The following is a 26351-nucleotide window of genomic DNA, read 5'->3' on the forward strand; positions in this document are numbered from 1 at the left end:
CAATGGAAACAAAGTTGAATGGCGCGCCCGGAACGATTCGAACGTCCGACCCTCAGATTCGTAGTCTGATGCTCTATCCAGCTGAGCTACGGGCGCATTTTCGCGGTGGGCCTAAAACCCGCACGGCTCCGGGAGCCCCGGAGCGTCGCGAAAGAGCGCTCTAGCTACAGGCTCCCGGTCCGGTTGGCAAGGTCTGCAAGCGCCAATTTCGGCCGTGGTTTTAGCCGCGCCGGGTTACCGGAATGGCCTCAGGCCCTCGCCCGCTCACTGCGGACCGACAGCAGTTCCACCGGGCGATCCGGGATCGAGATCTGGAACGTGGCGCCGATGGTGCCCTCGACCAGATGGATATGGCCGCCATGGGCGCGGATCAGCTCGGCGGCAATCGCAAGGCCGAGCCCGCTGCCGCCGGGGCGGCCGGAGGTCTGGAACGCCTCGAACAGATGCTCGCGCGCCTTGGCCGGAACACCGGGACCGGTGTCGGAGACCTCGATGATCGCAACCGTCCCCTCGCGGCGGCCGGTGATGCGGATCTGCTGGGCACCGCCATCGCTGTCCGGCCGGCTTTCCAGCGCCTGCGTCGCGTTGCGCACCAAATTGAGCAGCACGCGGAACAGCTGGTCCGGATCGGCGTCGATGGTGAGGCCGCGCTCGATCGCGCAGATCCAGGTGATCGAGACATCGGTCGCAAGCCCAGCAGACTCGCGCACCTCGGCGACCGCAGGCTCCACCATGATCACGCGGCGGTCGGGTGCCGCCTCCTGCGCGCGGCCATAGGACAAGGTCGACTGGCAGAATGCGATGGCGCGCTCCAGCGAGCGCAGCAGTTTCGGCGCGAAGCGCTGCACCCGCGGGTCGGGCACACTGGCGAGCTGGTCCGACAGCAATTGCGAGGACGCCAGCAGGTTGCGCAGGTCGTGATTGATCTTGGAGACGGCGAGCCCGAGCGCGGCAAGCCGGCTCTTCTGATGCAGCATCGAGACGAGGTCGCGCTGCATGTCCGACAGTTCGCGCTCGGCAACGCCGATCTCGTCGCCGCGCTGGCTGGGCACGATGATTCGCGCCGAACTCTCCGGATTCTCGTGGAAGCCGACCAGGCTCGCGGTCAGCCGCCGCATCGGGCGGACGAACAGATAATGCAGCGCCAGATAGACCAAACCGGCGGTCAGGCCGGCGATCAGGAGCGCGACCACCAGAACGTTGCGCGAGAAACGGTACATCGCCTGGCGCAGCGGTTTCTCGTCGATCACGACCTCGATGAATTGCGCCTGGCCCGGCGCGGGTCCGACCACGCGGATGGTCTGGTCACCGTGCTCGAGCATGATCTCGAAGGCATCGACGATCGCCGACCACACCGTCATGGCCCGCATGTCGACATCATGGTCGATCGCGGCTGGCAGGTCAGCGCTGGCGAGCAGGCGGCGCTGCTGGCCAAGCTTGATGGCGACGGCGCGGGCGCCGATGCTGGTCAGTATCTGCCGCGCCAGCGAATCCGGCACCAGGCCGGAGGGGGCGGCATCGAGCACCAGCGCCGCGGTGTTGGCGGCAGCCAGGCGGTCATTGAGCCGGTTCATCCGGAAGTTGGCGATCGCCGGCACGTAGATCAGGAGCCCGGCGATCATCACCAGGGGGATCGTCAGCAGCAACAGCTTGCCGGACAGCCCGAGCCGAAGGGGCGGCTTGGGCCGCTGCTTCTGCGCGGTCGCCTGATCGTCAGTTAGAGCCACAAGATAAGGCCTTGTTGGGCTTAGGGGTCGGAAGATGCGGCCCGGCCCCCAAGCCGGTCAAATTACGGATCGCTAATGTCGGCGGTTCCCCGAACGCCCCAAAGCGCTCCTCACCGTCAAAAACCCCGCGAAAACAGTTATATTCGCCCCAATTGCGACGTTTCAAAGAAGCCTCTTTGCGACGCCCTGCGACATTGACGAAAACAGGGCGCTCGCTTATAAGCCGCGCCAACTGTCCGCGATGGCCCGGTTCTTGACCGGGGGCGGCTCATTTGGGGCCGTAATCGGCTCGCTTGGGCCTGCCAGCATCATCGGACTCCATCTCAATACAACGGCAAATTGCCCGGTCAGCGGAGAATTACCCGTGAAGCGGACTTATCAACCCAGCAAACTGGTGCGCAAGCGCCGTCACGGCTTCCGCGCCCGTCTCGCCACGGCCGGCGGCCGCAAGGTCCTCGCTGCGCGCCGTGCGCGCGGCCGCAAGCGCCTGAGCGCCTGAGCCCGGACGTCTCCTCTCCGGAGATACCCATTATGGATCGGCTGAGGCAGCGGGCGGATTTCCTCGCCGTTGCCAATGGCGCACGGGCGAATACCACAGCTTTTGTGCTGCAGGGCCGCCGTCGCGACGATCAGGGCCCGATCCGCGTCGGCTATACCGTCACCAAGAAGAACGGCACCGCGACCGAGCGCAATCGCATCCGCCGCCGACTTCGCGAAGTGATAAGACGGGTCGATGCCGTATTCATGCGGCCGCACCATGATTATGTGCTAGTCGGCCGTCGTGACGCGCTGACCCGCGACTTTGCGACCATGATTGACGACCTGCGGTCGGCGCTGCGCCGCCTCGACCGGCCTGCGCCCAAAACTGGTACCAACAAGACAGGTACCAATAAGACGGGTACCAACAAGGCGGGTAACAAGAGCGCTCCCAATCCGAATGGAATGACGAGACCCTAAGAGATGTCCGACAACCGCAACACGATCATCGCCGTCATTCTGTCGGGCCTCGTCCTGATCGCCTGGCAATATTTCTATAACGTGCCGCAGATGGAGAAGCAGCGCGAGGCGCAGCGCCAGGCCGAGCTGTTGAAGCCGGCACCGCAGGCGACCCCTGGTGCTGCTCCCGGCGCCGCGCCCGGAAGCTCGGCGACGCCCTCCCCGGCAGCACCGGGCACGCCCGGCGCCGACGCTCCGGTGGCGAGCCGCGAGACGGTGCTCGCGGCCGGCCCGCGCATCAAGATCGAGAGCCCGCGCGTCATCGGCAGCATCGCGCTGAAGGGCGCCCGGATCGACGATCTGGCGCTGGTCCAGTTCCGCGAGACCGTCGACCCCACATCTCCGGCCGTCGTGCTGCTGTCGCCGTCGGGCACCGCCGAGCCTTATTATGCCGAATTCCTGTGGCTGACCGCCAACGGCTCGTCGGTGAAGACGCCTGATGCCGAAACCGTCTGGCAGCAGGAAGGATCGAACAGCCTGTCGCCGAGCACCCCGGTGATTCTGAAATATGAGAACGGCCAGGGCCTGACCTTCCGCCGCACCATCTCGATCGACGATCGCTACCTCTTCAGCATCAAGGATGAGGTCAACAATCAAGGCAGCGCGCCGGTGACGCTGTATCCGTTCGGCCTGATCTCGCGCGGCGGCAAGCCGCCGGTCTCCGGCTACGCGATCCTGCACGAAGGCCCGATCGGCTATCTCGGCGAACAGGGCCTGCAGGAATACACCTACAAGAACCTCGACGAGGCCAAGACCCCGACCGGCGGAAATTCGCGCGGCGTCGTGTTCTCGAAGGTCACCGACGGCTGGCTCGGCATCACCGACAAATATTGGGCCACCGCGCTGCTGCCGGAAACCAATGCGACGCTGGACACCGCCCGCTTCACCACCGGCGACAAGCGCTATCAGGCCGACTACATGCTCGGCGCGCAGACCATTCCGATCGGCGGCACCGGCGCTGCCAATGCGCGGCTGTTCGCCGGCGCGAAGGAAGCCGCCACGGTCGGCCTCAACTTCCCGCTGGTCGGCTTCGGCGGCTACAACAAGCAGCTCGGCCTCAACCATTTCGATCTCCTGATCGACTGGGGCCATTTCTACTTCATCACCAAGCCGATGTTCCTGGCGCTCGACTGGTTCTATCGCCTGGTCGGCAATTTCGGCATCGCGATCCTGCTCGTGACGGTGATCGTGAAGCTGCTGTTCTTCCCGCTCGCCAACAAGTCCTACGCCTCGATGGCGAAGATGAAGTCGGTGCAGCCGCAGCTGGCCGCACTGAAGGAGCGCTATCCTGACGACCGCGTGAAGCAGCAGCAGGAGATGATGGAGATCTACAAGAAGGAGAAGATCAACCCGATCGCCGGTTGTCTTCCCGTCGCCTTGCAGATCCCGGTGTTCTTCTCGCTCTACAAGGTGCTGTTCATCACCATCGAAATGCGGCACGCGCCGTTCTTCGGCTGGATCAAGGATCTCTCCGCGCCCGATCCGACCAATCTGTTCACGCTGTTCGGGCTGGTTCCATTCGATCCGATCGCGCTGCTCGGACCGCATTTCGGCGCCTATCTGGTGATGGGCATCTGGCCGATCATCATGGGCATCACGATGTGGGTCCAGATGAAGCTCAACCCGGCGCCGCCGGATCCGACCCAGAAGATGATCTTCGACTGGATGCCGCTGATCTTCACCTTCATGCTGGCCGGCTTCCCGGCGGGTCTCGTGATCTACTGGGCCTGGAACAACACGCTCTCGGTGCTGCAGCAGAGCTTCATCATGCGCAAGAACGGCGTGAAGGTGGAGTTATTCGACAATCTGAAGTCGACCTTCGCCAAGAAGCCGACTTAACTTCCGCTGCTTATCCCGTCATTGCGAGGAGCAATGCGACGAAGCAATCCATTCTTCCCGTGCTGAGGAATGGATTGCTTCGCTCCGCTCGCAATGACGGCCAAGCCGCTTGCGCCTTGATGGGATCCTTCGCATGACCGCCGAACCTGATGCGGAGCTGATCGAGCAGGGGCGAAAGCTGTTCGCCGGCGACTGGCGCTTCATCTGGGCCTCGCCTTCGATCGAGACGCTGCCGCCGATGGCCGGCCTCGAGGTCGCCTTTGCCGGCCGCTCCAATGTCGGCAAGTCGAGCCTGATCAACGCGCTGACCGGCCGCAATGCGCTCGCTCGCACCTCGCATACGCCGGGCCGCACCCAGGAACTGATCTTCTTCGAGGGCCCGGAAAACGCCGACATTCGTCTCGTCGACATGCCCGGTTACGGCTACGCCTCGGCGCCGAAGACCAAGGTGGCGTCATGGACCGCGCTGATCCACAAATTCCTGCTCGGGCGCGCGACGCTGGCGCGGGTCTATGTGCTGATCGACGCCCGCCACGGCATCAAGGACGTCGATCAAGACGTGCTGAAGACGCTCGACAAGTCCGCGGTCAGCTACCAGGTCGTGCTGACCAAGGCCGACCAGGTCAAGGCCGGCGAACTCAAGACCGTCACCGCCGAAACCATCGCGACGCTGGCAAAACATCCCGCCGCGTTCCCAGAAGTGCTGGTGACCTCGTCTCGCACCGGCGACGGCATGCCGGAGCTGCGTGCCGCCATGGTTCGCCTGATCGAGGAGCGGCGCCGATGAACGCCGCATCCCGCCTCCTGATCGGCCTTGCCGCCATCATGGGCGCCTGCGGCGTGATCTTGGCGGCGGCCGCGGCCCATTTGCCGGACGCCACGCGACTGGCGGCAGCGTCCTCAATGCTGCTGTTCCATGCCACTGCCGCCATCGCGACCATTGCGGTCGCCGAGCGCGCGATCGTTCATGCAAAGCTCGGCATCGCGGCGGCGGCAGGCTTCGTCATCGCCGCGTCATTGTTCGCGGGCGATCTCACGCTGCGCCAATATGGCGGCCATGGCCTGTTTCCGATGGCGGCTCCATCAGGCGGAACGCTGCTGATCCTGAGCTGGCTGGTGCTGGCGGTTTCGGCCATGTGGCCGAGGCGCTGACCCGTAGCCCGGATGCAGCGAAGCGAAATCCGGGAATCGTGCCGCGGATGCGGGCCCCGGATTGCGCTTCGCTCCATCCGGGCTACGAATACCTCTCCCACTTTGCGCCCTGCCCGGCAATCAGATAGAAACGCGCCCGTCCCTCCGCTGACGTGAGACCAGCCCCATGACCGACCAGCACATCAGCCCGCTCGATCAGGCCCGCATCCTGTCCGAGGCGCTGCCGCACATGCAGGAATATGACGAGGAAACCATCGTCATTAAATATGGCGGCCATGCCATGGGCGCCGAGGACACCGCCAAGGCGTTCGCGCGCGACATCGTGCTGCTCGAGCAGACCGCGATCAATCCGGTGGTCGTGCATGGCGGCGGGCCGCAGATCGCGACCATGCTGAAGCGCCTCGGCATCCAGTCGGAATTCGCCGCGGGCCTGCGCATCACCGACGCCGCGACCATCGAGATCGTCGAGATGGTGCTGGCGGGCTCGGTCAACAAGCAGATCGTCGGCTACATCAACGAAGCCGGCGGCAAGGCCGTCGGCCTCTCCGGCAAGGACGGCAACATGGTGAAGGCGTCGAAGACGACGCGCACCATGGTCGATCCCGATTCCAACATCGAGAAGGCGGTCGATCTCGGTTTCGTCGGCGATCCTGAAAAGGTCGATCTCACGCTGCTCAATCAGCTGATCGGCTATGAGCTGATCCCGGTGCTGGCGCCGCTGGCGACCTCGCAGGACGGCCAGACGCTGAACGTCAACGCCGATACCTTTGCCGGCGCGATCGCGGGCGCGCTGAAAGCCAAGCGCCTGCTGCTGCTAACCGACGTGCCCGGCGTGCTCGACAAGTCCAAGAAGCTGATTCCGGATCTGTCGATCAAGGAAGCCCGCAAGCTGATCGCCGACGGCACGATTTCCGGCGGCATGATCCCGAAGGTCGAGACCTGCATCTACGCGCTCGAACAGGGCGTGCAGGGCGTCGTCATCATCGACGGCAAGACGCAGCACGCCGTGCTGCTCGAGCTCTTCACCAACCAGGGCACCGGCACGCTGATCCATAAGTAATGGCAAGGACGGCAACGCGCATATGGGCCGTCATGGCCGGGCTTGTCCCGGCCATCCACGTCTTGTTCGCCGGCCGAGAGAAAGACGTGGATGCCCGGGACAAGCCCGGGCATGACGACCAGAGGACGCCGCGACGTCGCCGCTCCGCGCTGACACGCATTCTGATGCCGCTGCCAGCTACTGCGGCTTCGTTCCTGTTCTCGGCCGCGCCGGCGCATGCCGATCTCAAGCTCTGCAACCGCATGAGCTATGTGATCGAGGCCGCGATCGGCATCGACGACAAGGCCGCGACGGCGACCCGCGGCTGGTTCCGGATCGATCCGGCGACCTGCCGCGTCGTGGTGCAGGGCGCGCTGACCGCGGACCGCGTGCTGCTCAATGCCCGCGCGCTCGGCGTCTACGGCGCGTCGCCGATCCCGCAGAACGGCACCGACACGCTGTGCGTCGCGCAGGACAATTTCGTGATCGCCGCCGCGCGCCAATGCCGCTCCGGCCAGACACCGGCGCAGTTCACCCAGATCACGCCGACGCAGAGCGATGACGGCAATCTTGTCGCCTACCTCGCCGAAGACAGCGAGTATGACGACGAGCAGGCCCGGCTCGCCGGCATCCAGCGTCTCTTGGTGATCGCAGGCTACGACGCGGCGCCGATCGACGGCGTCGACGGGCCGAAGACCCAGAGCGCGCTGTCGGCCTTCCTCAAGAGCCGCGGGCTCGGCAGCGACATCGTGCAGGCGCCGAACTTCTTCACCACCATGGTCGACGCCGTGCAGAAGCCGTCGCCGTCGGGGCTGACCTGGTGCAACGACACGCCGCACAAGGTGATGGCCGCGGTTGCGACCGACGACGGCAAGATGGTGACCAGCCGCGGCTGGTATCGGATCGACCCCGGCAAGTGCCTGCATCCCGACGTGTCGGGCACGCCGAAGCAGATCTATTCCTTCGCCGAAGCCGTCGACGGCGACAACCGCGCCATCCGCATCAAGGACAAGCCGCTGAACTGGGGCGGCGGGGTGCAGCTCTGCACCCGCGAAAGCAAGTTCGAGGTCAACGAGCAGGGCGACTGCGCCACCCGCGGCCTCACCGCGCTCGGCTTCACCACCGTCGACATGACCAGCGGCGGCAAGACGCTGCGCTTTGCGATGCCGTGATCGTTTCTTTCGTCGTCCCTGCGAAAGCAGGGACCCATAACCACCGGCCGGTGTTTTGTAGTTGTCTGCGGCCCCAAGCGAAGGTTACTTCCATCTTGCTCAACAATATCAGGCACGGCGTATGGGTCCCTGCTTTCGCAGGGACGACGCGTGGAGGAAGCCGATCATGAAAACTCCCCGCAGCTTCGGCCATGTCGAGACCTGGGTGTTCGACCTCGACAACACGCTGTATCCGCATCACGTCAATCTGTGGCAGCAGGTCGATGCGCGGATCGGCGAGTTCGTCGGCAACTGGCTTAAGATCTCGCCCGAGGAAGCACGGCGGCTGCAGAAGGACTATTACCTGCGCTACGGCACCACGATGCGCGGCATGATGACCGAGCACGGCGTGCAGGCGGACGACTATCTCGCCTATGTGCACAAGATCGACCATTCGCCGCTGCAGCCGAATCCGGCGATGGGCGCTGCGATCGCAAAACTGCCGGGGCGCAAGCTGATCCTGACCAATGGCTCGGTCGACCATGTCGATGCGGTGCTGGGCCGGCTCGGCATCTCCAACCATTTCGACGGCGTGTTCGATATCATCGCCGCCGATCTCGAGCCGAAGCCGGCGCCGCAGACCTATCAGAAGTTCCTGAGGCTCCACGACGTCGATCCGACCAAGGCTGCGATGTTCGAGGACCTCGCGCGCAATCTGGTGGTGCCGCATGAGCTCGGCATGACCACCGTGCTTGTGGTGCCCGACGGCAGCCAGGAGGTGGTGCGCGAGACCTGGGAGCTCGAAGGCCGCGACGCCGCTTATGTCGACCACGTCACGGACGATCTCACTGGATTCTTGCAGCGGCTGAAGCCCTGATCTCTCCCCACGTCGTCCCGGCGTAGGCCCCAAATCTACGCCTGGTTACGCGCCGTGGCCCCAGCGTGCCGCAACACTGGCATTCGTGGTTATGGGTCCCGGCTCGCGCTTCGCTTGGCCGGGACGACGGAGGAGAGAGGTCGCTCCGCCGGGAGAGGAGTTTGCCTTGACTCCACAGCCCCAAATTCCGAAAAAGCCCTGCAAAATTCCCTCATATCCCCGATACGCCCAAGGATTGTCCCGATGTCGCTGTCCGCCCTCGAAACCACCGTCAACACCGCGTTCGACGCCCGCGATGGCATTTCGACCTCGACCAAGGGTGAGGTCCGCGAGGCCGTCGACCACGCGCTGGAGCTGCTCGACAAGGGCGAGGCCCGCGTCGCCGAGCGCGAGGCCAATGGGAAGTGGAAGGTCAATCAGTGGCTGAAGAAGGCGGTGCTGCTCTCGTTCCGTCTCAACGACATGGGCCAGATCGCGGGCGGCCCGGGCCAGGCCTCGTGGTGGGACAAGGTGCCCTCGAAGTTCGAGGGCTGGGGCGAGAACCGCTTCCGCGACGCCGGCTTCCGCGCCGTGCCGGGCGCGATCGTCCGCCGCTCCGCCTTCATCGCGCGCAACGTCGTGCTGATGCCGTCGTTCGTCAATCTCGGCGCCTATGTCGATGAAGCCACCATGATCGACACCTGGTCGACCGTCGGCTCCTGCGCCCAGATCGGCAAGCGCGTGCACATCTCCGGCGGTGTCGGCATCGGCGGCGTGCTCGAGCCGCTGCAGGCCGAGCCCGTGATCGTCGAAGACGACTGCTTCATCGGCGCGCGCTCAGAGGTCGCCGAGGGCGTGATCGTGCGCAAGGGCGCGGTGCTGTCGATGGGCGTGTTCCTCGGCGCCTCGACCAAGATCGTCGACCGCGAGACCGGCGAGATCTTCGTCGGCGAGGTCCCGGAATATGCCGTCGTGGTGCCGGGCACGCTGCCGGCCAAGCCGCTGAAGAACGGCCAGCCCGGACCTGCCACCGCCTGCGCCGTGATCGTCAAGCGCGTCGACGAGCGCACCCGCGCCAAGACCAGCATCAACGAGCTGCTGCGGGACTGATCGGTCTTCCGCCGCAACAATCACCGTCACCCTGAGGTGGCCGCTTCTTCAGCGGCCCTCGAAGGGTCGACGGCCCGACTGTGGCCGTTCACCCTTCGAGACGCGCTACGCGCTCCTCAGGATGAGGGGCCGAGAGAATCGAACCAAATTCCATCTGACGCCGACAAAACTCCGGGCCGCGAAACATTGCCGCTGTCCGGAGTTTTTTCATGGATTGGGCCAATTACCTGTTCGGCTTCAAGGGCCGCGTCAACCGCGCCAAGTTCTGGCTCGCGGGGCTGATCATCGTGTGCTGGATGATTTTCCTTGCCGCACTGGTGATCTCAGCCGGCCTCGGCGGCAAGCATGGGTCGTTCGGCTTCAATGTCGACGACATCTTCCGGGCCTTCGACCCGGACAGCTACAAATCGCTGACCTCTGCCCGATTGCCCGCGCTGCTGGTCAAGGCCAGCGGAACGGCGTTGTTCGTCTGGGTCTATATCGCGGTCTCGATCAAGCGCCTGCACGACCGCGACAAGAGCGGCTGGTGGATGGTCCCGTTCTTCGCGATCCCGGGTCTCATGAGCCAATTCTCGGACCGGCTTCCCGATGAGTCCTATTGGGTGATGGCCGCGGGCGCGATCGTCTTCGTGCTCTATATCTGGGGCTTCATCGAGCTGGCGTTTCTGCCCGGCACCTCTTACCCCAATCGCTACGGTCCCAATCCGCTTGGAAAAACCCATGTGCGGCAAGGCGGCGACCGCGGCAACGGGTCGCGCTCCAGGCAGGGCTGGGATCAGCAGAGCGAGCTCGAATGATGCCGCGCAAAGCTGGTCCACCTACGGTGTGACGTGTTAAGCGAGGCGCATGAGTGATGCTGTCTCGATTGCCCGCGATCTGGTTCGCTGCCCCTCCGTCACCCCGGCCGACGCCGGCGCGCTTGGCGTTCTTGAAAATTTGCTGAAAAGCGCAGGGTTCGACGTTCACCGCGTGACGTTCTCCGAGCCCGGCACCGCCGATATCGACAACCTTTATGCCCGCATCGGCTCTTCGGCGCCGCATATCACTTTCGCCGGCCACACCGACGTGGTGCCGCCCGGCGATGAAGCGGCGTGGACGCTCGGCGCGTTCTCCGGCGAGGTCAAGGACGGCTATCTCTACGGCCGCGGCGCCGTCGACATGAAGGGCGGCATCGCCTGCAGCGTTGCCGCCGTGCTGCAATATCTCGGCGACCATGGTGGTAAGCCGCAAGAAAATGGCAACGGCTCGATCTCCTTCCTGATCACCGGCGATGAGGAAGATGTCTCGATCAACGGCACCGTCAAGCTTTTGAAATGGTGCGCCGAGCGCGGCGAGAAATTCGACCATTGCGTGCTCGGCGAGCCCTCCAACGTCGAGGTGCTCGGCGACATGATCAAGATCGGCCGGCGCGGCTCGCAATCCGGCACGCTCATCGTCGACGGTGTGCAGGGCCACGTCGCCTATCCGCACCGCGCCGCGAACCCGGTGCCGGATATCTCGCGGCTCATCGTGGCGCTGAGCGACGAGCCGCTCGATCACGGCAGCGCGCAATTCCAGGCCAGCAACCTCGAATTCACCACGGTCGATGTCGGCAACACCGCGAGCAATGTGATCCCAGGCCAGGCACGGGCGAAGTTCAACATCCGCTACAACGACAACCACACCCAGGAGAGCCTGCGGCAGCTGGTCGACGCGCGGCTGGCGAAAGCCTGCGGCAACCGCATCCGCGCCCACATCGATTGGCAGCCGTCGAACTCGAACGTGTTCGTCACCCAGCCCGGCCCGTTCACCGACCTCGCCGTCGCCGCGATCGAGGAGGTCACCGGCCGCAAGCCGGAGCTGTCCACCTCCGGCGGCACCTCGGATGCGCGCTTCATCTCGGGCTATTGCCCGGTGATCGAGTTCGGCCTGGTCGGCCAGACCATGCACCAGATCGACGAGCGCACGCCGGTGGCCGATCTGGAGAAGCTGACGAAGGTCTATCGGGGCGTGCTGGACCGGTATTTTGCATAGTCCAGCCGCTCGGCTGGACCAAAACATCGAAAACAACCCCATGCACAGTAGGGATTGGGGTTACGAGTAGTCCACCCGCACCAGATGCAGTCCGTAGGATGGGTAGAGCGCAGCGAAACCCATCCTACGAGATCATTCACACCGCCTAGTAATCCACCCGCATCAGATAGAGCCCGTCCGGCGGCGCCACGGGGCCGCAGGCGGCGCGGTTGCGGGCGGCGAGCGCACCAAAGAGATCGTCCGGGCTCCAGCGGCTTTCGCCGACCCAGACCAGCGAACCGACCATCGAGCGCACCTGGCTGTGCAGGAACGAGCGCGCCGACGTCACGATGTTGATGGCGTCGCCCTCGCGGGTGACGTCGAGCTGATCGAGCGTCTTCTCCGGCGACTTGGCCTGGCACTCGGTGTCGCGGAAGGTGGTGAAATCGTGCTTGCCGAGCAGCCGCTGCGCGGCCTCATGCATCGCGCCCGCATCGAGCGCGCGCGGCACGCGCCAGACGCGACCGATGTCGAGCGCGAGGTTCGCGCGGGTGTTGGTGATGCGATAGAGGTAGTGCCGCTTGATCGCCGAGAACCGCGCCTCGAAATCGTCGGGCACGATGTCAGCCGCCAGCACGCCGATCGGATTGGGCCGCAGATGCGCGTTCAGCCCGTCGCGAAAGCGGCCGGGCGGAAAATGCTTGGCGATGTCGCAATGCGCGACCTGGCCGCGCGCATGCACGCCGGCATCGGTACGCCCGGCGCCATGGACGCGCACGTCCTCGCCACAGATCGCCTTGACTGCCGTCTCCAGCGCGCCCTGCACGGTCGGCGCGGTGTCCTGGATCTGCCAGCCGGAGAACGGCGTGCCGTCATATTCGATGGTGAGCTTGTAGCGGGGCATCAGGCGAGCCGCGCCGGCGGCTTCAGCGGCGTGCCGCGCAGGAAGTCCGCGGCCTTCATCGGCGCCTTGCCGGCGCGCTGCAGTTCGAGGATCCGGACCGCGCCATCGCCGCAGGCGATCGCAAGATTGTCGTCGAGCACGTCGCCCGGTCGGCCCGAGCCTTTCGCCAATTCGCAACGCAGGATTTTCAGCCGCGCTGGCTCGCCGTCGCCCGCGAGCTCGCACCAGGCGCCGGGGAACGGCGAAAGCCCGTGAATGTGCCGCAGCACCGCGTGCGCCGACTGCTTCCAGTCGATCCGCGCCTCGGCCTTCTCGATCTTGGCGGCGTAGGTGACGCCGGCCTCGCTCTGCTTGGTCAGCTGCAAGCCGCCACGCTGCAGCCCGCCCATCGCGCGCACCATCAGATCGGCGCCGAGCGGCGCCAGCGCGTCGTGCAGGTCGGATGCCGTCATGCTGTCCGAGATCGGCAGCCGCTCGGCCATTGCGACGTCGCCGGTGTCGAGGCCGACGTCCATCTTCATCACCATCACGCCGCTTTCGGCATCGCCCGCCATGATGGCGCGGTTGATCGGCGCGGCGCCGCGCCAGCGTGGCAATAGCGAAGCATGCAGGTTGAAGCAGCCGAGTTTTGGTGCGTCGAGGATGGCCTGCGGCAGGATCATGCCATAGGCAACGACGACCGCGGCATCCGCGTCATGCGCGCGAAACTCCTCGAGCGCTTCCGGTGTCTTGAGGGTCTTCGGCGTCAGCACTGATATGCCGAGGCGGCGCGCCTCCTGCTCGACCGGCGTCGGCTGCAATTGCAGGCCGCGCCGCCCGCCCGGCTTCGGCGCGCGGGTATAGACCGCCACGACCTCGTGGCCATGGGCCACCAGCTCCAGCAGCGTCGGCACCGCGAAATCGGGCGTGCCCATGAAGATCAGGCGAAGAGGCATCAACAGCACTCGCTGCGTTCCCTCCCCCCTTGTGGGGGAGGGTTAGGGAGGGGGGTAGCCGCAACGGCGGTGTTTGCGGCTACCCCCCTCTCCAGCTCTCCCCCACAAGGGGGGAGAGAGCGCATCGTGCAAGCGGAAACGCTATTCACGCCACTCACTCCGCCGCGCGCTTGGCGGCCTTCTCGAATTTCTTGAAGACGCGGTCGCGCTTCAGCTTCGACAGGTAGTCCACGAACAGCACGCCGTTGAGGTGGTCGATCTCGTGCTGGATGCAGGTGGCATAGAGCCCCTCGGCATCCTCCTCGTGCAGCTTGCCGTCGAGGTCGGTGAAGCGCAGGCGCACCCGCGCCGGGCGCTCGACCTCCTCGTAATATTCGGGGATCGACAGGCAGCCCTCTTCGTAGACCGACAGCTCTTCCGAGTGCGAGATGATCTCCGGATTGATGAATACCCGCGGCTGCGGCGTGGTCTCGCCGTTCTCGTCGCGCTTGGCGAGGTCCATCGTGATCAGCCGTAGCGGCTGCGCGACCTGGATCGCCGCCAAGCCGATGCCCGGCGCGTCATACATGGTCTCGAGCATGTCGTCGGCGAGCTTGCGGATCTCCGGCGTCACCTTCTCGATTGGTTTCGACACCAGACGCAACTGCTTGTCCGGCAGGATGATGATTTCTCGTAATGCCATGGCGGCGATTTAAGCTGCTGACTTCATGGGGTCAATGCGCTCAGGAACCGGTTAACGCAGCCTTAACCACGTTTCTTCACGGAAGATTAACCAAGGAATTTAAGGGACTGTTTACCATAAATGTTCCCTTTTCGTTCGGTGGCGGCGCCGAATCGGCTACAACTGCCGGCATGAACGAGATTCTGCTCACGATCGGCGACCTTCCCCTCCGTGTCTCCGACGCGCTGATCGGCCTTGGCACGCTGGCGCTGGTCCTGCTGCTTGCCATCGCAATGGTGATCGCGCGCGCCAGCCGGCGCGGCGCGGAACTCGCGATGGCCCAGGCCATTCGCGCCGACGAGCTGGAGGAGCGGCTCGCCGACATGCTGCGGGCCCAGAGCGAGGCCTCAGGGCGGGTCGACGCGATGGGGCAGGCACTGGCCGGCCGCCAGGCGGAGATGGCCCGCGCGGTCAACGAGCGGCTGGATTCGGTGACCCACCGGGTCGGCCAATCGATGGAACAGACCACCCGCAACACGATGGATTCGCTGCGCGTGCTGCACGAGCGGCTCGGCATCATCGATCACGCCCACAAGAACCTCAACGAGCTCACCACCCAGGTCACGACCTTGCGCGACGTGCTCGCCAACAAGCAATCGCGCGGCGCGTTCGGCCAGGCGCGGATGGAGGCGATCGTCCAGGACGGCATGCCGAAGGGCTCGTTCGAGTTCCAGTACACGCTGACCACGGGCAAGCGGCCGGACTGCGTCGTGTTCCTGCCCGACCAGCGTCCGCTCTGCATCGACGCGAAATTCCCGCTGGAGGCCATGACCGCGCTGCACGATGCGCGCAGCGACGAGGAACGCAAATTTGCCAGCCAGCGGCTGCGCGCCGACGTGCTGAAGCATGTCAGCGACATCGCGGAGAAGTACCTGATCCCGGGCGAGACCCAGGACACCGCGCTGATGTTCGTGCCGTCGGAATCGGTCTATGCCGAAATCCATGACGGCTTCGACGACGTGATCCAGAAGGCCTATCGCGCCCGCGTCGTGCTGGTGTCGCCCTCGCTCTTGATGCTGGCGATCCAGGTGATGCAGCAGATCCTGAAGGATGCCCGCATCCGCGACGCCGCCGACCAGATCCGCAACGAAGTGATGCATCTCGGCGACGACCTCAGCCGCCTGCGCGAGCGCGTGCTCAAGCTGCAAAATCACTTCGGCCAGGTCAACGAGGACGTCAGGCAGATCCTGATCTCCGCCGACAAGATCGAGAAACGCGCCGGCCGCATCGAGGAACTCGACTTCAGCAAATCCGAGACCCCCATCGAGGTCCCGCGTTTCGTCAAGCCCGCCGCCACCGACCTGTTCCCCGCCCCGCGCAAGCTGCAGGCGGGGGAGTGACCATGATGCGTGCGCGGGTGATGACACCGCGCTTTTGACATCTTGAATCGAGAACCATCCTCATCGTCGTCCCGGCGCAGGCCGGGACCCATAACCACAAATGGTTTGTTGTGGTGCGGCGCTGGAACGGCGAATCCCGATTACAACATCCGCCGCGGCGTATGGGTCCCGGCCTGCGCCGGGACGACGCGTGAGGGGACCGCCCGGTATGCGTATTGGAGGTCACCCTTGCGTTCACCCGGGTCGCCCGGTCAAGCCGGGCGATGACACCGTCTTTGCGGCTCGAATCTGCTAACAGGGGGTATGACCGCGCCCGAAGCGACCGCGACAAAGCCGGAAAAGACCGCCCCCGCCGCCACCTCCTGGCGCGACAGCTTCGCCGTGTACTTGCAGCCGCGCGTCCTGATCGTGCTGCTGCTCGGCTTCTCCTCGGGCCTGCCGCTGGCGCTGTCGGGCTCGACGCTGCAGGTGTGGATGAAGGAGGCAGGGGTCGATCTCGGCACCATCGGGCTGCTCGCGCTGATCGGCACGCCATACACGCTGAAATTCCTCTGGGCGCCGCTGGTCGATGCGCTGCACGTACCGCTGTTCACGCAAGTGTTCGGTCGCCGCCGCGGCTGGCTATTGCTCTCGCAGCTGTTGCTGATCGCGACGATCCTGGTGCTGGCGCTGGCCGACCCGGCGCGGTCGCCATGGTTTGCGGCGTTCGCCGCGCTGATGGTCGCAACCGCCTCGTCGACCCAGGACATCGTGGTCGATGCCTTCCGCGTCGAAAGCCTGCCGGAGAGCGAGCAGGCCGCCGGCATGGCGTCCTATGTCGCGGCCTATCGTATCGGCATGCTGGTCTCGACCGCCGGCGCGCTGTTCATCGTCAGCGGTTTCGAGTCCGCCGGCCTTGCACGCCCGTCGGCGTGGATGTGGGGCTATGTGGTGATGGCCGCGCTGGTCGTGATCGGCATCGTCACGGCGCTGGCTGCGACCGAGCCGGCGCAATCGAAAGGCGCGGAGGCCGCCACGCATGCGCAGACCGCGGCCGAACGCGTGCTGCACGCGGCGCTCGGCGCGTTCTCCGAGTTCCTCAGCCGCAAGGACGCATTGGCGGCGCTCGCCTTTGTGGTGCTGTTCAAGTTCACCGACGCGTTCTCGGGCACCATGACGGCGCCGTTCGTGATCGACATCGGCTTTTCCAAGGTCGATTACGCCGCGATCGTGAAGGGCGTCGGCCTTGCCGCGACCTTGATCGGCGGCTTCGCCGGGGGCTTCGTGGCGCGGCGCTATTCGCTGGCGACCAGCCTGTGGATCGGCGGCGTGCTGCAGGCGGTCGCTAACCTCTCGTTCTCCTGGCTCGCGCATGTCGGCGTCGATCAATGGGCGCTCGCGCTTGCGATCACCGCGGAGAATTTCACCAGCGCGATCGGCACCGTGATCTTCGTCGCCTACCTGTCGGCGCTGTGCCGCAATCCGCTGCACACCGCGACCCAGTACGCGCTGCTCACGGCGCTCGCCGCGGTCGGCCGCACCTATCTGTCGTCGGGCGCGGGCTATGTGGCGAAGGCCGTCGGCTGGCAAATGTTCTTCGTGATCTGCGTGCTGGTCGCGATCCCGAGCCTGATCCTGCTCGCCTGGCTGCAGCGACGCGGGCATTTCGATGAATTGGGGCCGGTCAGGGTTTAGCCCAGCCGACGTAGCCCGGATGAAGCGAAGCGCAATCCGGGGAAGTCTCTCAATTTGCAAAACTGTCCCGGATTTCGCTTCGCTCCATCCGGGCTACGGGCTCCCTCCGTGCGTCGTCCTGGCGAAAGCCAGGACCCATACCCCAAATGCAAATTGTTGCGCGACGTTGAGGCCACAATCCATCCGACAACCAAGGCCGGTGGTTATGGGTCCTGGCCTTCGCCAGGACGACGATGAGGATGGGTCGCAACTCAAGAAACAGCGCGGTGTCATCACCCGCGCAGCCGGGAGCCGCAATTGGGGCAGCTACTTCGCCACCACGCTCCACTTGGTGACGATGGCTTCGCTCATCTCGCCGGCGTCCTGTGCGCAGGCAATCTCGTCGACCTTCACCGAGATGGCCTTGCCGGAGAGGCTCTTGAGCTGCGCGGCCTGGGCGTCGTTGGTCGGAACGAGCTGAAAGGTTTCCGGCCCGGTTTCGAGGTTGCAGAGACCGTTCGGCGGCGGCAATCGGCGCGGCTCGCTGGTGATCTGGTAGGTCGCGACGCGCTTGCCGCGGTTCTTGGTGTCGCGCACCTTCATGACGCCGAGTTCCCCCGACAGTACGTCGCCGGCCCGGATCATCTTGCCGGGCTTCTGCGGCGCGTCGCTCTGCTGCGCGAGCGCGCACGGCGCGGCGAATGTGGCCGCCAGAAGCGCAACGGCCAAGCGTACGCCGAATCGGTGTGTCGTCATTTGCAGTGGTTCCGTACTTGATTCGTCAGAGCGTGGATGACCGTCCCCAAATCGTCATCCACCCTATCATTTTGTTTCGGCGCGATCTTTTTGGATTGTCGCCGATCGCCTGGCGAACAATGCCGCGTCCGGCTCCCGGATCGCTTGCTAGAACAGCGTCCGCTGCCGCATCGCAGCCGATAGCGTACCTTCGTCGAGGTAATCAAGCTCTCCGCCGACCGGCACGCCATGCGCCAGCCGCGTCACCCGCACGTTGGCCTCCGACAACAGGTCGGTGATGTAATGCGCGGTGGTCTGGCCATCGACGGTGGCATTGAGCGCCAGAATGATCTCGCTGACCTCAGGCGCATGCGCGCGCGCCACCAGTTGATCGATGGTGAGGTCCTGCGGGCCGACGCCGTCGAGCGGCGACAGCGTTGCGCCGAGCACGTGATAGCGTCCATTGGTCGCATTGGCGCGTTCCAGCGCCCAGAGATCGGCGACATCGGCGACCACGACGATGATCGAGGGATCGCGGCGCGGATCGGTGCACACCGTGCAGGGGTTTTGTGTATCGATGTTTCCGCAGGTCTTGCAGACCTGGATCTTGTCGATCGCGACCTGCAGCGCCGCGGTCAGCGGCGTCATCAGGGCTTCGCGCTTCTTGATCAGATGCAGCGCCGCGCGCCGCGCCGAACGCGGCCCGAGCCCGGGCAGCCGCGCCAGCAGCTGGATCAGGCGTTCAATCTCGGGGCCGGCAACGCTCGAAGCCATTTAAGTCGGACCAAATCCCGGCGGCAGGCCGAGCCCGCCGGTGAGTGCCATCATCTTCTCCTGCATCGCCGTCTCGGCCTTGCGGCGGGCATCGCCATGCGCGGTGACGAGCAGATCCTCGAGCACCTCGCGCTCCTCCGGCTTCATCAGCGACGGATCGATCTTGATGCCCTTCACTTCCATCTTCGCGGTCATGCGCACGGCGACCAGGCCGCCGCCGGAGATGCCCTCGACCTCGACATTGCCGAGTTGCTCCTGCATCTCCTGCATCTTGGATTGCAGCTGCGCTGCCTGTTTCATCATGCCGAGAAAATCAGCCATGCGTGCGTTCCTATCGCCAGATCAATCGTCGTCGCTGTCGGAAGTTTCAATCGGGTCTTCGCCGGTGGCATCCGCGACCGGAACCTCTGCGGCAAGGCGGCGGACCTCGACCACCTTGGTGCCGGGGAAGCGCGCCAGCACCTCCTGCACGCGCGGATCGGCCTCGGCAGTACGCTGATGCTCGCTGCGCGCCAATTCGTTCTGCGAACGCACCGTGGGCTGGCCGGCCGCGTTGGAGATGATCACGGTCCAGCGCCGCCCGGTCCATAGTTCGAGCTTGCGCGACAGATCGGTGACGAGCGCGCGCTGCGCCTTCGGCTCGAGTGCGATCTCGAGCTGGCCATCCTCGATGCGCACCAGCCGCACATCGGCCTCCAGCGCGCTCTTGGTCATGATGTCGCGCTTCTCGCCGGCGAGCGCGATCAATTGCGGAAAGCTGGTGATGCGCAGCGCCGGCGCGGCATCGGCGACCGGCGCGGCCATCTGCGGACGCGCGGCGAGATCGGCGCGCGGCGCACCCTGCGGCGCGCGCGCCGGCACTGAGGACATCGCCGACATCGTCGAGGCGGGCGCGCCGCGCGGCGCTGACGATGCGACGGAGCCCGACGTCGCGGCAGCCGCGCCGCCGCCATTCTGCTCGATCATCATCCGGATCGCCTCATCCGGCGTCGGCAAGTCGGCGACATAGGCGATCCGCACCAGCACCATCTCGGCGGCAGCGGCCGGCCGCGTCGCGGTCTGCACCTCGGCGATGCCCTTGAGCAGCATCTGCCACATCCGCGACAACACCCGCGTCGACAGCTTTGCGGCGAATTCGCGCGCGCGCACCCGCTCGGTCTCGCCGAACGCGACGTTGTCCGCGGTTCCCGGCACGAATTTCACGCGGGTGACGAAGTTGACGAACTCGGCAAGGTCGGACAGCACCACCACCGGATCGGCGCCGACATCATACTGCGCGCGGAATTCGGCGAAAGCTGAGGCGAGATCGCCGCGCGCCAGCGAATCGAAGAGATCGATGACCCGGGTGCGGTCGGCGAGGCCGAGCATCTGCCTGACCGCATCGGCCTTCACGAGGCCTGCGGCATGCGCGATCGCCTGGTCGAACAGCGACAGCGAATCGCGCACCGAACCTTCGGCCGCGCGCGCGATGATGCCGAGCGCCTCGGGCTCGACCTCGACGTTTTCCTTGGCCGCGATGTTGCCGAGATGCTTCATCAGCACGTCGGCCTCGACCCGGCGCAGATCGAAGCGCTGGCAGCGCGACAGCACCGTGATCGGAACCTTGCGGATTTCGGTGGTGGCGAACACGAACTTGGCGTGCTCCGGCGGCTCCTCCAGCGTCTTCAGGAAGGCGTTGAAGGCCGCCGTCGACAGCATGTGGACTTCGTCGATGATGTAGACCTTGTAGCGCGCGCTGGCCGGCGCATAGCGCACGCTGTCATTGATCTGGCGGACATCGTCGACGCCGGTGTGGGAGGCGGCGTCCATCTCCAGCACGTCCATGTGCCGGCTTTCCATGATCGCCTGGCAGTGCACGCCGAGGTCGGGCATGTGGATGGTCGGCCCCTTCACCGAGCCGTCGGGCTTTTCGTAATTCAAGGCGCGGGCGAGGATGCGCGCGGTGGTGGTCTTGCCGACCCCGCGGACGCCGGTGAGGATCCAGGCCTGCGGAATCCGCCCGGTCTCGAACGCATTCGAGACGGTACGGACCATGGCCTCCTGGCCGATCAGATCCTCGAAGCTGGAGGGGCGGTATTTGCGGGCGAGAACGCGGTACGGCTTGGCCGCATCAGGCGCGCCACCCAAATCAAAGCCGCCGTCAAGGCTTGCTTTGCCTGCGCCGTCGGACGGTTGGGAGGGGTCGCCAGCGTCATTCATGCATCGATCCGCAACTAGGGAATTGTCTCTTCGGCCGGCGTGCGGATAGGAGCCAAAATCGAGCGCCGGGCGCGGAGACCGCCATTCCAGCGCGATTCGCTCGGAAAAACAGGTAGGAGACTGACGAGCGACCCGATCCGGACCTCGTTAGGGCTGCTTCCTTCCGGACCTGACCCGGTTGGCGAGTGGCTCGTCCACCGCCAATCTCCCGGTCCCTATTTGGGGCCAAAACCGTCGGAAAGCAAGCGGCCTGACCGGCTTTGTAAGGCTGGCTTTGTGGGGCTTGTCTGGGAACACGGAAAGGCATTACTTGCCCCTCATGCCCGCCTCCAACTGGTCGCTGCATTCGCAGCTCAAGAAAGACACCATCGACATCGGCGACCTGCCGCTGTGCAAGGTGCTCGTCATCAAGGATGCGCATTATCCCTGGCTGCTGCTGGTGCCGCGGCGCGACGGCGCGGTCGAGATCATCGACCTCGACGAGGTCGAGCAGGCGCAGCTGATGACGGAGATCACCCGCGTCTCGCGGGCCCTGAAAGAGGTCACCAAGTGCGACAAGCTGAATGTCGCAGCCCTCGGCAACCTCGTCCCGCAACTGCACGTCCACGTCATCGCGCGCCGTACCAGCGACGCTGCATGGCCGCGTCCCGTTTGGGGCGTAATGCCGCCGCTGGCGCATGACGCCGAGGAAGTGCAGAATTTCATCAGCGCGCTTCGCCGCAAGATCTGGTTGGGTTGATTTTCGATGTCTGCATCCGATTCTTTTCCGCTCGGCCAGCCGGCCTTCGTCACCCATGTGCTCGACCGCGCCGCGCATCTGCGCGGCAATGACGAGAAGCTGTTCGCGCTGGAAGGCCACCGCGAGGCCAGAGCCTACGTGATCTATCGCGACTCGCTGGTCGTGAAGCAGGAGGACGGCGGGGCCCGCGCCCTGCTCTCGCTGGAGGAGGCCCGCGGCTTTGGCGCCAATCCCGGCACGATTTTCCTCGGCCTGCGCGATGCCGCGCCGATCTTCGGCATGGGGATCGCGCCGCAGGCGGCCGAGAAGCTGGTCGGGCGTCCTGATGTTGCGATCACCGAATTGCGCGGCATGGCGATGCAGGGCGTGGTGCCGCCGGAGCAGCTTTCGGCCATCGCGATGGCGAAATCGATGGTGACCTGGCACCAGCGCCACGGCTTCTGCGCGAACTGCGGCACCCGCACGGCGATGAAGGAGGGCGGCTGGAAGCGCGAATGCCCGAGCTGCAAGGCCGAGCACTTTCCGCGCACCGATCCGGTCGTGATCATGCTGGTCACCTCGGGCGACAAGGTGCTGCTCGGCCGGCAGAAGCAGTTCATGCCCGGGATGTATTCCTGCCTCGCCGGCTTCGTCGAAGCCGCCGAGACCATCGAGGATGCGGTGCGGCGCGAGATTTTCGAGGAGTCCGGCATCCGCTGCACCGACGTCAATTATTACATGACGCAGCCCTGGCCCTACCCGTCATCGCTGATGATCGGCTGCACCGCGCGGGCGACCAACGAGGACATCGTGGTCGACCGCACCGAGCTCGAGGATGCACGCTGGTTCGACCATGCCGAGGCGACGCTGATGCTCAAGCGCCAGCATCCCGACGGCCTGGCCGGCCCGCATCCGTTCGCGATTGCCCATCATTTGCTCGGCCGCTGGGTGCACCACCGAAATCCGTTGGACCAATAGCGGGAACCGGACATCGTTCTGCCGATTAGACCTGCACACAGCTTGTGGCAGTTGACGGAACCATTGCGACGGACCCCTTCATGAATTTTCAAGACGGTGCCCCGAAAGTCCCGCCCCGCATCCTCTGCATCGGCCTGCCGGTGCGCGACCTGACCTTCCGCGTCAATGTTCCGGCGCGCGGCTCCAAGGAGAACGCCACCCATTTCGACGAGATCTGCGGCGGCAACGCGCTGAACGCCGCCATCGGCATCGCCCGGCTCGGCGGCCGCGCCTCGATCTGCGGGCCGATGGGCGATTCGCGGGAGACCTCGAGCCGCTTCATCTTCGACAAGATGGCCGAGGAGGGCATCGAGACCAACCATCTCATCCACATGCCGGACCTGGTCACCCCGATCTCGGCGATCATGATCGACGACACCGGCGAGCGCACCATCGTCACCTTCCGCGATCCCGAGCTCTGGAAGGTCAAGCTGCCGCCGACCGAGCTGCTGCTGGAGGATTGCGCGGCGATCCTGACCGAGAGCCGCTGCGCGCCGTTCTGCACCGAGCTGTGCGCCGAGGCGGTCAAACGCGGCATTCCCGTGGTGGTCGACGTCGACCGCGCGATGTCGATGCGGGAAGGACTGCTCACCGCCTCCACCCATCTGGTGTTCTCCAGCGAGCCGCTGCAGCAGACCGCCGACGTCACCGACGACGGCCAGGCACTGCAAAAGCTCGCCAAGCTCACGCCGTCCTTCCTGGCCGGCACCCGCGGCCCGAAGGGCACGATCTGGCTCAACGAGAAGGGCGGGCTCGAGGAGACGGCGGCCTTCCCGGTGCATACCGTCGACACGCTGGGCGCCGGCGACGTCTTCCACGGGGCGTTTGCCCTCGCCATCACCGAGAAGCAGGAGTTGCGGCAGGCGCTCCGCTTTGCCTCGGCCGCTGCAGCGCTGAAATGCACCCGCTTTGGGGGCGCTTATGCCGCACCGCAACGTACTGAAGTTGAAGCGTTTTTGGGCGAACACGCCGACGCGCGGCCGGCCTGACCGGCCACGACCCGCTTGATTTGGAAGATTTTTCTCTATATGAGGGAGTTTGAACCTTCATGTGGAACTTTCTTCTATGACCGATGTCGCCATTCAGCTTCATGACAACAGCCGCCGCCTCGACGCCATCGATCGCAAGATCCTGACCGTGTTGCAGGAGGACGCCTCGCTCTCCGTCGCCGAAATCGGCGACCGGGTCGGGCTGTCGTCGACGCCGTGCTGGAAGCGCATCCAGCGGCTCGAGGCCGACGGCGTCATCCTGCGCCGCGTGGCGCTGGTCGATCAGAACAAGATCGGGCTCGGGATTTCGGTGTTCGTCTCGGTCGAGAGCGCCGACCATTCGGAAGCCTGGCTGCGCAAATTCGCCGACGCCGTCAGCGCCATGCCCGAGGTGATGGAGTTCTACCGGATGGCCGGCGACGTCGATTACATGTTGCGCGTCGTGGTCGCCGACATGCAGGCCTACGACGTGTTCTACAAGAAGCTGATCTCGGCCGTGCCGCTGAAGAACGTCACCTCGCGCTTCGCGATGGAGAGGATCAAATCGGTGACGGCGCTGCCGGTGCCCGCGGCGTAAGTGCCACGCACAATCCCACGATAGTCGATACGCCCCCAGGTAGTCCGCCTGTCCGGCATTTACCGGAAGTTAGCGCCAGCGGCGGTATTCTGCTGCGATGGAGCCGGGGGAGATCATCCCAGCGAGGCGACGGCCCGCATGGCCAGGCGCGGCTGCATTGCTGATTGCGAGCTGGATCGCGATCGCGATGTTGTCGTTGCAGGTGCGTGCGGGCACCGACGTGGTGGCCGTGGCTTTTCCGCCGTGGTGGCGTGCCGAGCGCGCACTGGCGGCCGCCGCTGCCGCCAATGCGTCGATCGTTCGGATGACCGCCATTCCGGCCCTGCTGGTGGTGCGGCCTGACCGCGATGGCGGGCTGAGCCGGCTGTATGAGGCGGGCGCCTTGCTGACCATGGATCCGCAGGCGATCGCTGGCTGCTTCAAGGCGGACGACGATCTGGAGGTTGGGAATGACCTTCGAAGGCGATGAAATGGCCACGCTGCGCGAGACGGCCAGCAAGATCCTGCTCGTGGTGCTGTGGCTGCACGTTCCGATCGCGGTCATCGTCGGCATGACGCTCCACACCGACTGGCTGATCCCGGCCGGCTTCATGGTCGCGATGGCGCTCGCCGCGACGGTGTCGTGGCGGATGTCGGGCAACGGCGTCTCAACGCAACTGATCGTTGCCGTGGCCTTGATGGCCGGCGTATCGATGCTGGTCTACCAGTTCGCGGGCCACCGCTGGCAGGTCGACATGCACATGTACTTCTTCGCCGCGCTGGCGTGCCTGGTCGCCTATTGCGACTACCGGCCGATCGTCGCCGGCACGGTTGCGGTTGCCCTGCACCATTTGACGCTGAATTTCGTCCTGCCGGCCGCGATCTATCCCGGCGGCGCCGATTTCGGCCGCGTCGTTCTCCACGCCGTGATCCTGCTGATCGAGGCCGGCGTGCTGGTCTGGCTCGCGCACACGCTCGCCGAATTGTTCAAGACGTCGGCGCTGAAGGCGGCGGAGGCTGAGGCTGCGAGTGCCGCCGAAGCGCGCGCCAATGCCGAACGCATCGAGGCCGAACGGGCCAAGCACGACCGTGATGCCGCGCGGCGCGAGCTCGCCTTAGGCTTCGAGCGCAAGATCGGCGAGGTCGTCGAGGCCGTCGCGGTTGCGGCGAACGCGATGCAGGGCCTGTCGGCGACGATGGACGGCAGCAACGCGGAAACCATTCGTCAGGCAACGGCTGCCGCCTCCGCATCGACGCTGGCATCGAGCAACGTGGAAACCGTGGCGTCGGCGACCGAGGAACTGACGGCCTCGATCAACAACATCGCCGAGCAGGTGACGCGCTCGGCGCGGATCGCCGCCAAGGCCGCCGACGAGGCGCGCCGCACCAACACCGTGGTGCAAGGTCTTGCCGCCGGCACGCAGAAGATCGGCGAGGTGGTGACCCTGATCCAGAGCATCGCCAGCCAGACCAACCTGCTCGCCCTGAACGCAACCATCGAAGCGGCGCGCGCCGGCGAGCATGGCCGCGGGTTCGCAGTCGTCGCGAGCGAGGTCAAGGCGCTGGCCAATCAGACCGCAAAGGCGACCGAGGAGATTGCGGTTCAGATCCAGGATATCCAGAGCGCGACCGGCGCTGCCGTCAGCGCAATCGGCACTATCGGGACCACCATCGCGGAAATCGACCAGGTCTCCGGCGAGATCGCGGCCGCCGTCGATCAGCAGGGCGCGGCGACCCGCGAGATCTCCAGCAATCTGCAGCAGGCCGCCGATCGCACCCGCGACGTCAACAAGGGCATCCTCAACGTCAACCGCGCGTCCGAGCAGGCCGGCGGCGCCACCGCGCAATTGCTCGATGCGGCGAACGGCCTGTCGTCGCAGTCGGAATGGCTGAAGACGGAGCTCGACCGCTTCCTGGCCTCGCTGCGGGCGGCGTGAAGCCGTGTAGA

Annotated in this window: 27 protein-coding genes, 1 tRNA gene and 1 other RNA gene; 19 read left to right on the forward strand and 10 right to left on the reverse strand. The window is 65.4% G+C overall.

Annotated elements, in window-relative coordinates; translation table 11 throughout:
* Positions 1-19 precede the first annotated feature (19 nt).
* Positions 20-96: transfer RNA gene (locus ACOIX3_RS39465), tRNA-Arg, on the reverse strand.
* A gap of 152 nt (positions 97-248) precedes the next feature.
* Entirely contained in the window at positions 249-1727 is a 1479-nt protein-coding gene (locus ACOIX3_RS39470) for a HAMP domain-containing sensor histidine kinase (RefSeq protein WP_342725969.1), read from the reverse strand.
* Positions 1728-2091: 364 nt separating this feature from the next.
* Here ACOIX3_RS39470 and rpmH point away from each other — a divergent pair, with 364 nt between their 5' ends.
* The 11 genes from rpmH to dapE all read left to right on the forward strand — a co-directional run bounded on the left by rpmH (position 2092) and on the right by dapE (position 11883).
* Positions 2092-2226 (forward strand): 50S ribosomal protein L34, encoded by a 135-nt coding sequence (rpmH, locus tag ACOIX3_RS39475; RefSeq protein WP_008542748.1) that lies wholly within the window; start codon positions 2092-2094, stop codon positions 2224-2226.
* Positions 2227-2258: 32 nt separating this feature from the next.
* Complete coding sequence (gene rnpA, locus ACOIX3_RS39480) at positions 2259-2684, forward strand: ribonuclease P protein component (RefSeq protein WP_420967386.1); 426 nt, start codon at positions 2259-2261, stop codon at positions 2682-2684.
* A 3-nt stretch (positions 2685-2687) separates the two neighbouring features.
* Positions 2688-4562 (forward strand): membrane protein insertase YidC, encoded by a 1875-nt coding sequence (gene yidC, locus ACOIX3_RS39485; RefSeq protein WP_420967387.1) that lies wholly within the window; start codon positions 2688-2690, stop codon positions 4560-4562.
* A gap of 133 nt (positions 4563-4695) precedes the next feature.
* Positions 4696-5349 carry a ribosome biogenesis GTP-binding protein YihA/YsxC gene (yihA, locus tag ACOIX3_RS39490; RefSeq protein ID WP_420967389.1) on the forward strand — a complete coding sequence of 218 codons (654 nt, stop codon included), beginning with the start codon at positions 4696-4698 and terminating at the stop codon, positions 5347-5349.
* Positions 5346-5714 carry a DUF423 domain-containing protein gene (locus ACOIX3_RS39495; protein WP_420967390.1) on the forward strand — a complete coding sequence of 123 codons (369 nt, stop codon included), beginning with the start codon at positions 5346-5348 and terminating at the stop codon, positions 5712-5714. Before yihA ends, ACOIX3_RS39495 begins: the two co-directional genes overlap by 4 nt.
* A 166-nt stretch (positions 5715-5880) precedes the next feature.
* On the forward strand, positions 5881-6774 hold the full coding sequence (argB, locus tag ACOIX3_RS39500) for an acetylglutamate kinase (protein ID WP_163158486.1): 894 nt from the start codon (positions 5881-5883) through the stop codon (positions 6772-6774).
* 164 nt (positions 6775-6938) lie between these two features.
* Entirely contained in the window at positions 6939-7925 is a 987-nt protein-coding gene (locus ACOIX3_RS39505; RefSeq protein ID WP_420971907.1) for a DUF1036 domain-containing protein, read from the forward strand.
* A gap of 163 nt (positions 7926-8088) precedes the next feature.
* Positions 8089-8781: a pyrimidine 5'-nucleotidase gene (locus tag ACOIX3_RS39510; protein ID WP_420971908.1), complete on the forward strand. Its 693-nt coding sequence runs from the start codon at positions 8089-8091 to the stop codon at positions 8779-8781.
* A gap of 243 nt (positions 8782-9024) precedes the next feature.
* Complete coding sequence (gene dapD, locus ACOIX3_RS39515) at positions 9025-9870, forward strand: 2,3,4,5-tetrahydropyridine-2,6-dicarboxylate N-succinyltransferase (RefSeq protein ID WP_420967391.1); 846 nt, start codon at positions 9025-9027, stop codon at positions 9868-9870.
* A gap of 209 nt (positions 9871-10079) precedes the next feature.
* Entirely contained in the window at positions 10080-10667 is a 588-nt protein-coding gene (locus tag ACOIX3_RS39520; RefSeq protein WP_420967392.1) for a DUF805 domain-containing protein, read from the forward strand.
* A gap of 49 nt (positions 10668-10716) precedes the next feature.
* Positions 10717-11883 carry a succinyl-diaminopimelate desuccinylase gene (gene dapE / locus ACOIX3_RS39525; RefSeq protein ID WP_420967393.1) on the forward strand — a complete coding sequence of 389 codons (1167 nt, stop codon included), beginning with the start codon at positions 10717-10719 and terminating at the stop codon, positions 11881-11883.
* Positions 11884-12028: 145 nt separating this feature from the next.
* Here the strand turns inward: dapE and truA are convergent, their stop codons facing one another.
* From truA to def, 3 genes are all read right to left on the reverse strand, one after another.
* Positions 12029-12766, reverse strand: coding sequence for a tRNA pseudouridine(38-40) synthase TruA (gene truA, locus ACOIX3_RS39530; RefSeq protein WP_420967394.1), 738 nt, complete (start codon positions 12764-12766; stop codon positions 12029-12031).
* The gene (gene fmt, locus ACOIX3_RS39535; RefSeq protein WP_420967395.1) at positions 12766-13701 is read right to left on the reverse strand and encodes a methionyl-tRNA formyltransferase; all 936 of its coding nucleotides are present in this window, start codon (positions 13699-13701) and stop codon (positions 12766-12768) included. The genes truA and fmt overlap by 1 nt, the downstream gene beginning before the upstream one ends.
* Positions 13702-13855: 154 nt before the next feature.
* Positions 13856-14383 carry a peptide deformylase gene (def, locus tag ACOIX3_RS39540; protein WP_076864526.1) on the reverse strand — a complete coding sequence of 176 codons (528 nt, stop codon included), beginning with the start codon at positions 14381-14383 and terminating at the stop codon, positions 13856-13858.
* Between the two features lie 170 nt (positions 14384-14553).
* Between def and ACOIX3_RS39545 the strand changes: the two genes are divergently transcribed.
* Positions 14554-15762 (forward strand): DNA recombination protein RmuC, encoded by a 1209-nt coding sequence (locus ACOIX3_RS39545; protein ID WP_420967396.1) that lies wholly within the window; start codon positions 14554-14556, stop codon positions 15760-15762.
* 303 nt (positions 15763-16065) lie between these two features.
* The gene (locus ACOIX3_RS39550; RefSeq protein WP_420967397.1) at positions 16066-17436 is read left to right on the forward strand and encodes an AmpG family muropeptide MFS transporter; all 1371 of its coding nucleotides are present in this window, start codon (positions 16066-16068) and stop codon (positions 17434-17436) included.
* A 306-nt stretch (positions 17437-17742) separates the two neighbouring features.
* Here ACOIX3_RS39550 and ACOIX3_RS39555 read toward each other — a convergent pair whose 3' ends face one another.
* The 5 genes from ACOIX3_RS39555 to ffs all read right to left on the reverse strand — a co-directional run bounded on the left by ACOIX3_RS39555 (position 17743) and on the right by ffs (position 21332).
* Complete coding sequence (locus tag ACOIX3_RS39555) at positions 17743-18171, reverse strand: hypothetical protein (protein ID WP_420967398.1); 429 nt, start codon at positions 18169-18171, stop codon at positions 17743-17745.
* 147 nt (positions 18172-18318) lie between these two features.
* A complete protein-coding gene (gene recR / locus ACOIX3_RS39560; RefSeq protein ID WP_420967399.1) occupies positions 18319-18924 on the reverse strand; it encodes a recombination mediator RecR in 606 nt (201 codons plus the stop codon).
* The gene (locus ACOIX3_RS39565; protein ID WP_018269493.1) at positions 18925-19245 is read right to left on the reverse strand and encodes a YbaB/EbfC family nucleoid-associated protein; all 321 of its coding nucleotides are present in this window, start codon (positions 19243-19245) and stop codon (positions 18925-18927) included.
* A 21-nt stretch (positions 19246-19266) separates the two neighbouring features.
* Positions 19267-21123 carry a DNA polymerase III subunit gamma/tau gene (locus ACOIX3_RS39570; RefSeq protein ID WP_420967400.1) on the reverse strand — a complete coding sequence of 619 codons (1857 nt, stop codon included), beginning with the start codon at positions 21121-21123 and terminating at the stop codon, positions 19267-19269.
* Positions 21124-21235: 112 nt separating this feature from the next.
* An RNA gene (ffs, locus tag ACOIX3_RS39575) (signal recognition particle sRNA small type) lies at positions 21236-21332 on the reverse strand.
* A gap of 110 nt (positions 21333-21442) precedes the next feature.
* Between ffs and ACOIX3_RS39580 the strand changes: the two genes are divergently transcribed.
* The 6 genes from ACOIX3_RS39580 to ACOIX3_RS39605 all read left to right on the forward strand — a co-directional run bounded on the left by ACOIX3_RS39580 (position 21443) and on the right by ACOIX3_RS39605 (position 26340).
* Positions 21443-21862 carry an HIT domain-containing protein gene (locus ACOIX3_RS39580; RefSeq protein ID WP_028335945.1) on the forward strand — a complete coding sequence of 140 codons (420 nt, stop codon included), beginning with the start codon at positions 21443-21445 and terminating at the stop codon, positions 21860-21862.
* Positions 21863-21868: 6 nt separating this feature from the next.
* Positions 21869-22819 carry an NAD(+) diphosphatase gene (gene nudC, locus ACOIX3_RS39585; protein ID WP_420967401.1) on the forward strand — a complete coding sequence of 317 codons (951 nt, stop codon included), beginning with the start codon at positions 21869-21871 and terminating at the stop codon, positions 22817-22819.
* A gap of 80 nt (positions 22820-22899) precedes the next feature.
* Positions 22900-23847 (forward strand): sugar kinase, encoded by a 948-nt coding sequence (locus ACOIX3_RS39590; protein WP_420967402.1) that lies wholly within the window; start codon positions 22900-22902, stop codon positions 23845-23847.
* A 76-nt stretch (positions 23848-23923) separates the two neighbouring features.
* Complete coding sequence (locus ACOIX3_RS39595; protein WP_420967403.1) at positions 23924-24424, forward strand: Lrp/AsnC family transcriptional regulator; 501 nt, start codon at positions 23924-23926, stop codon at positions 24422-24424.
* Between the two features lie 157 nt (positions 24425-24581).
* On the forward strand, positions 24582-24893 hold the full coding sequence (locus tag ACOIX3_RS39600; protein ID WP_420967404.1) for a hypothetical protein: 312 nt from the start codon (positions 24582-24584) through the stop codon (positions 24891-24893).
* A complete protein-coding gene (locus tag ACOIX3_RS39605) occupies positions 24874-26340 on the forward strand; it encodes a methyl-accepting chemotaxis protein (protein WP_420967405.1) in 1467 nt (488 codons plus the stop codon). Before ACOIX3_RS39600 ends, ACOIX3_RS39605 begins: the two co-directional genes overlap by 20 nt.
* The last annotated feature ends 11 nt before the right edge of the window (positions 26341-26351 follow it).

The sequence above is a fragment of the Bradyrhizobium sp. B120 genome, from assembly GCF_049075665.1.
In the GTDB taxonomy this organism is placed as follows: Bacteria; Pseudomonadota; Alphaproteobacteria; order Rhizobiales; family Xanthobacteraceae; genus Bradyrhizobium.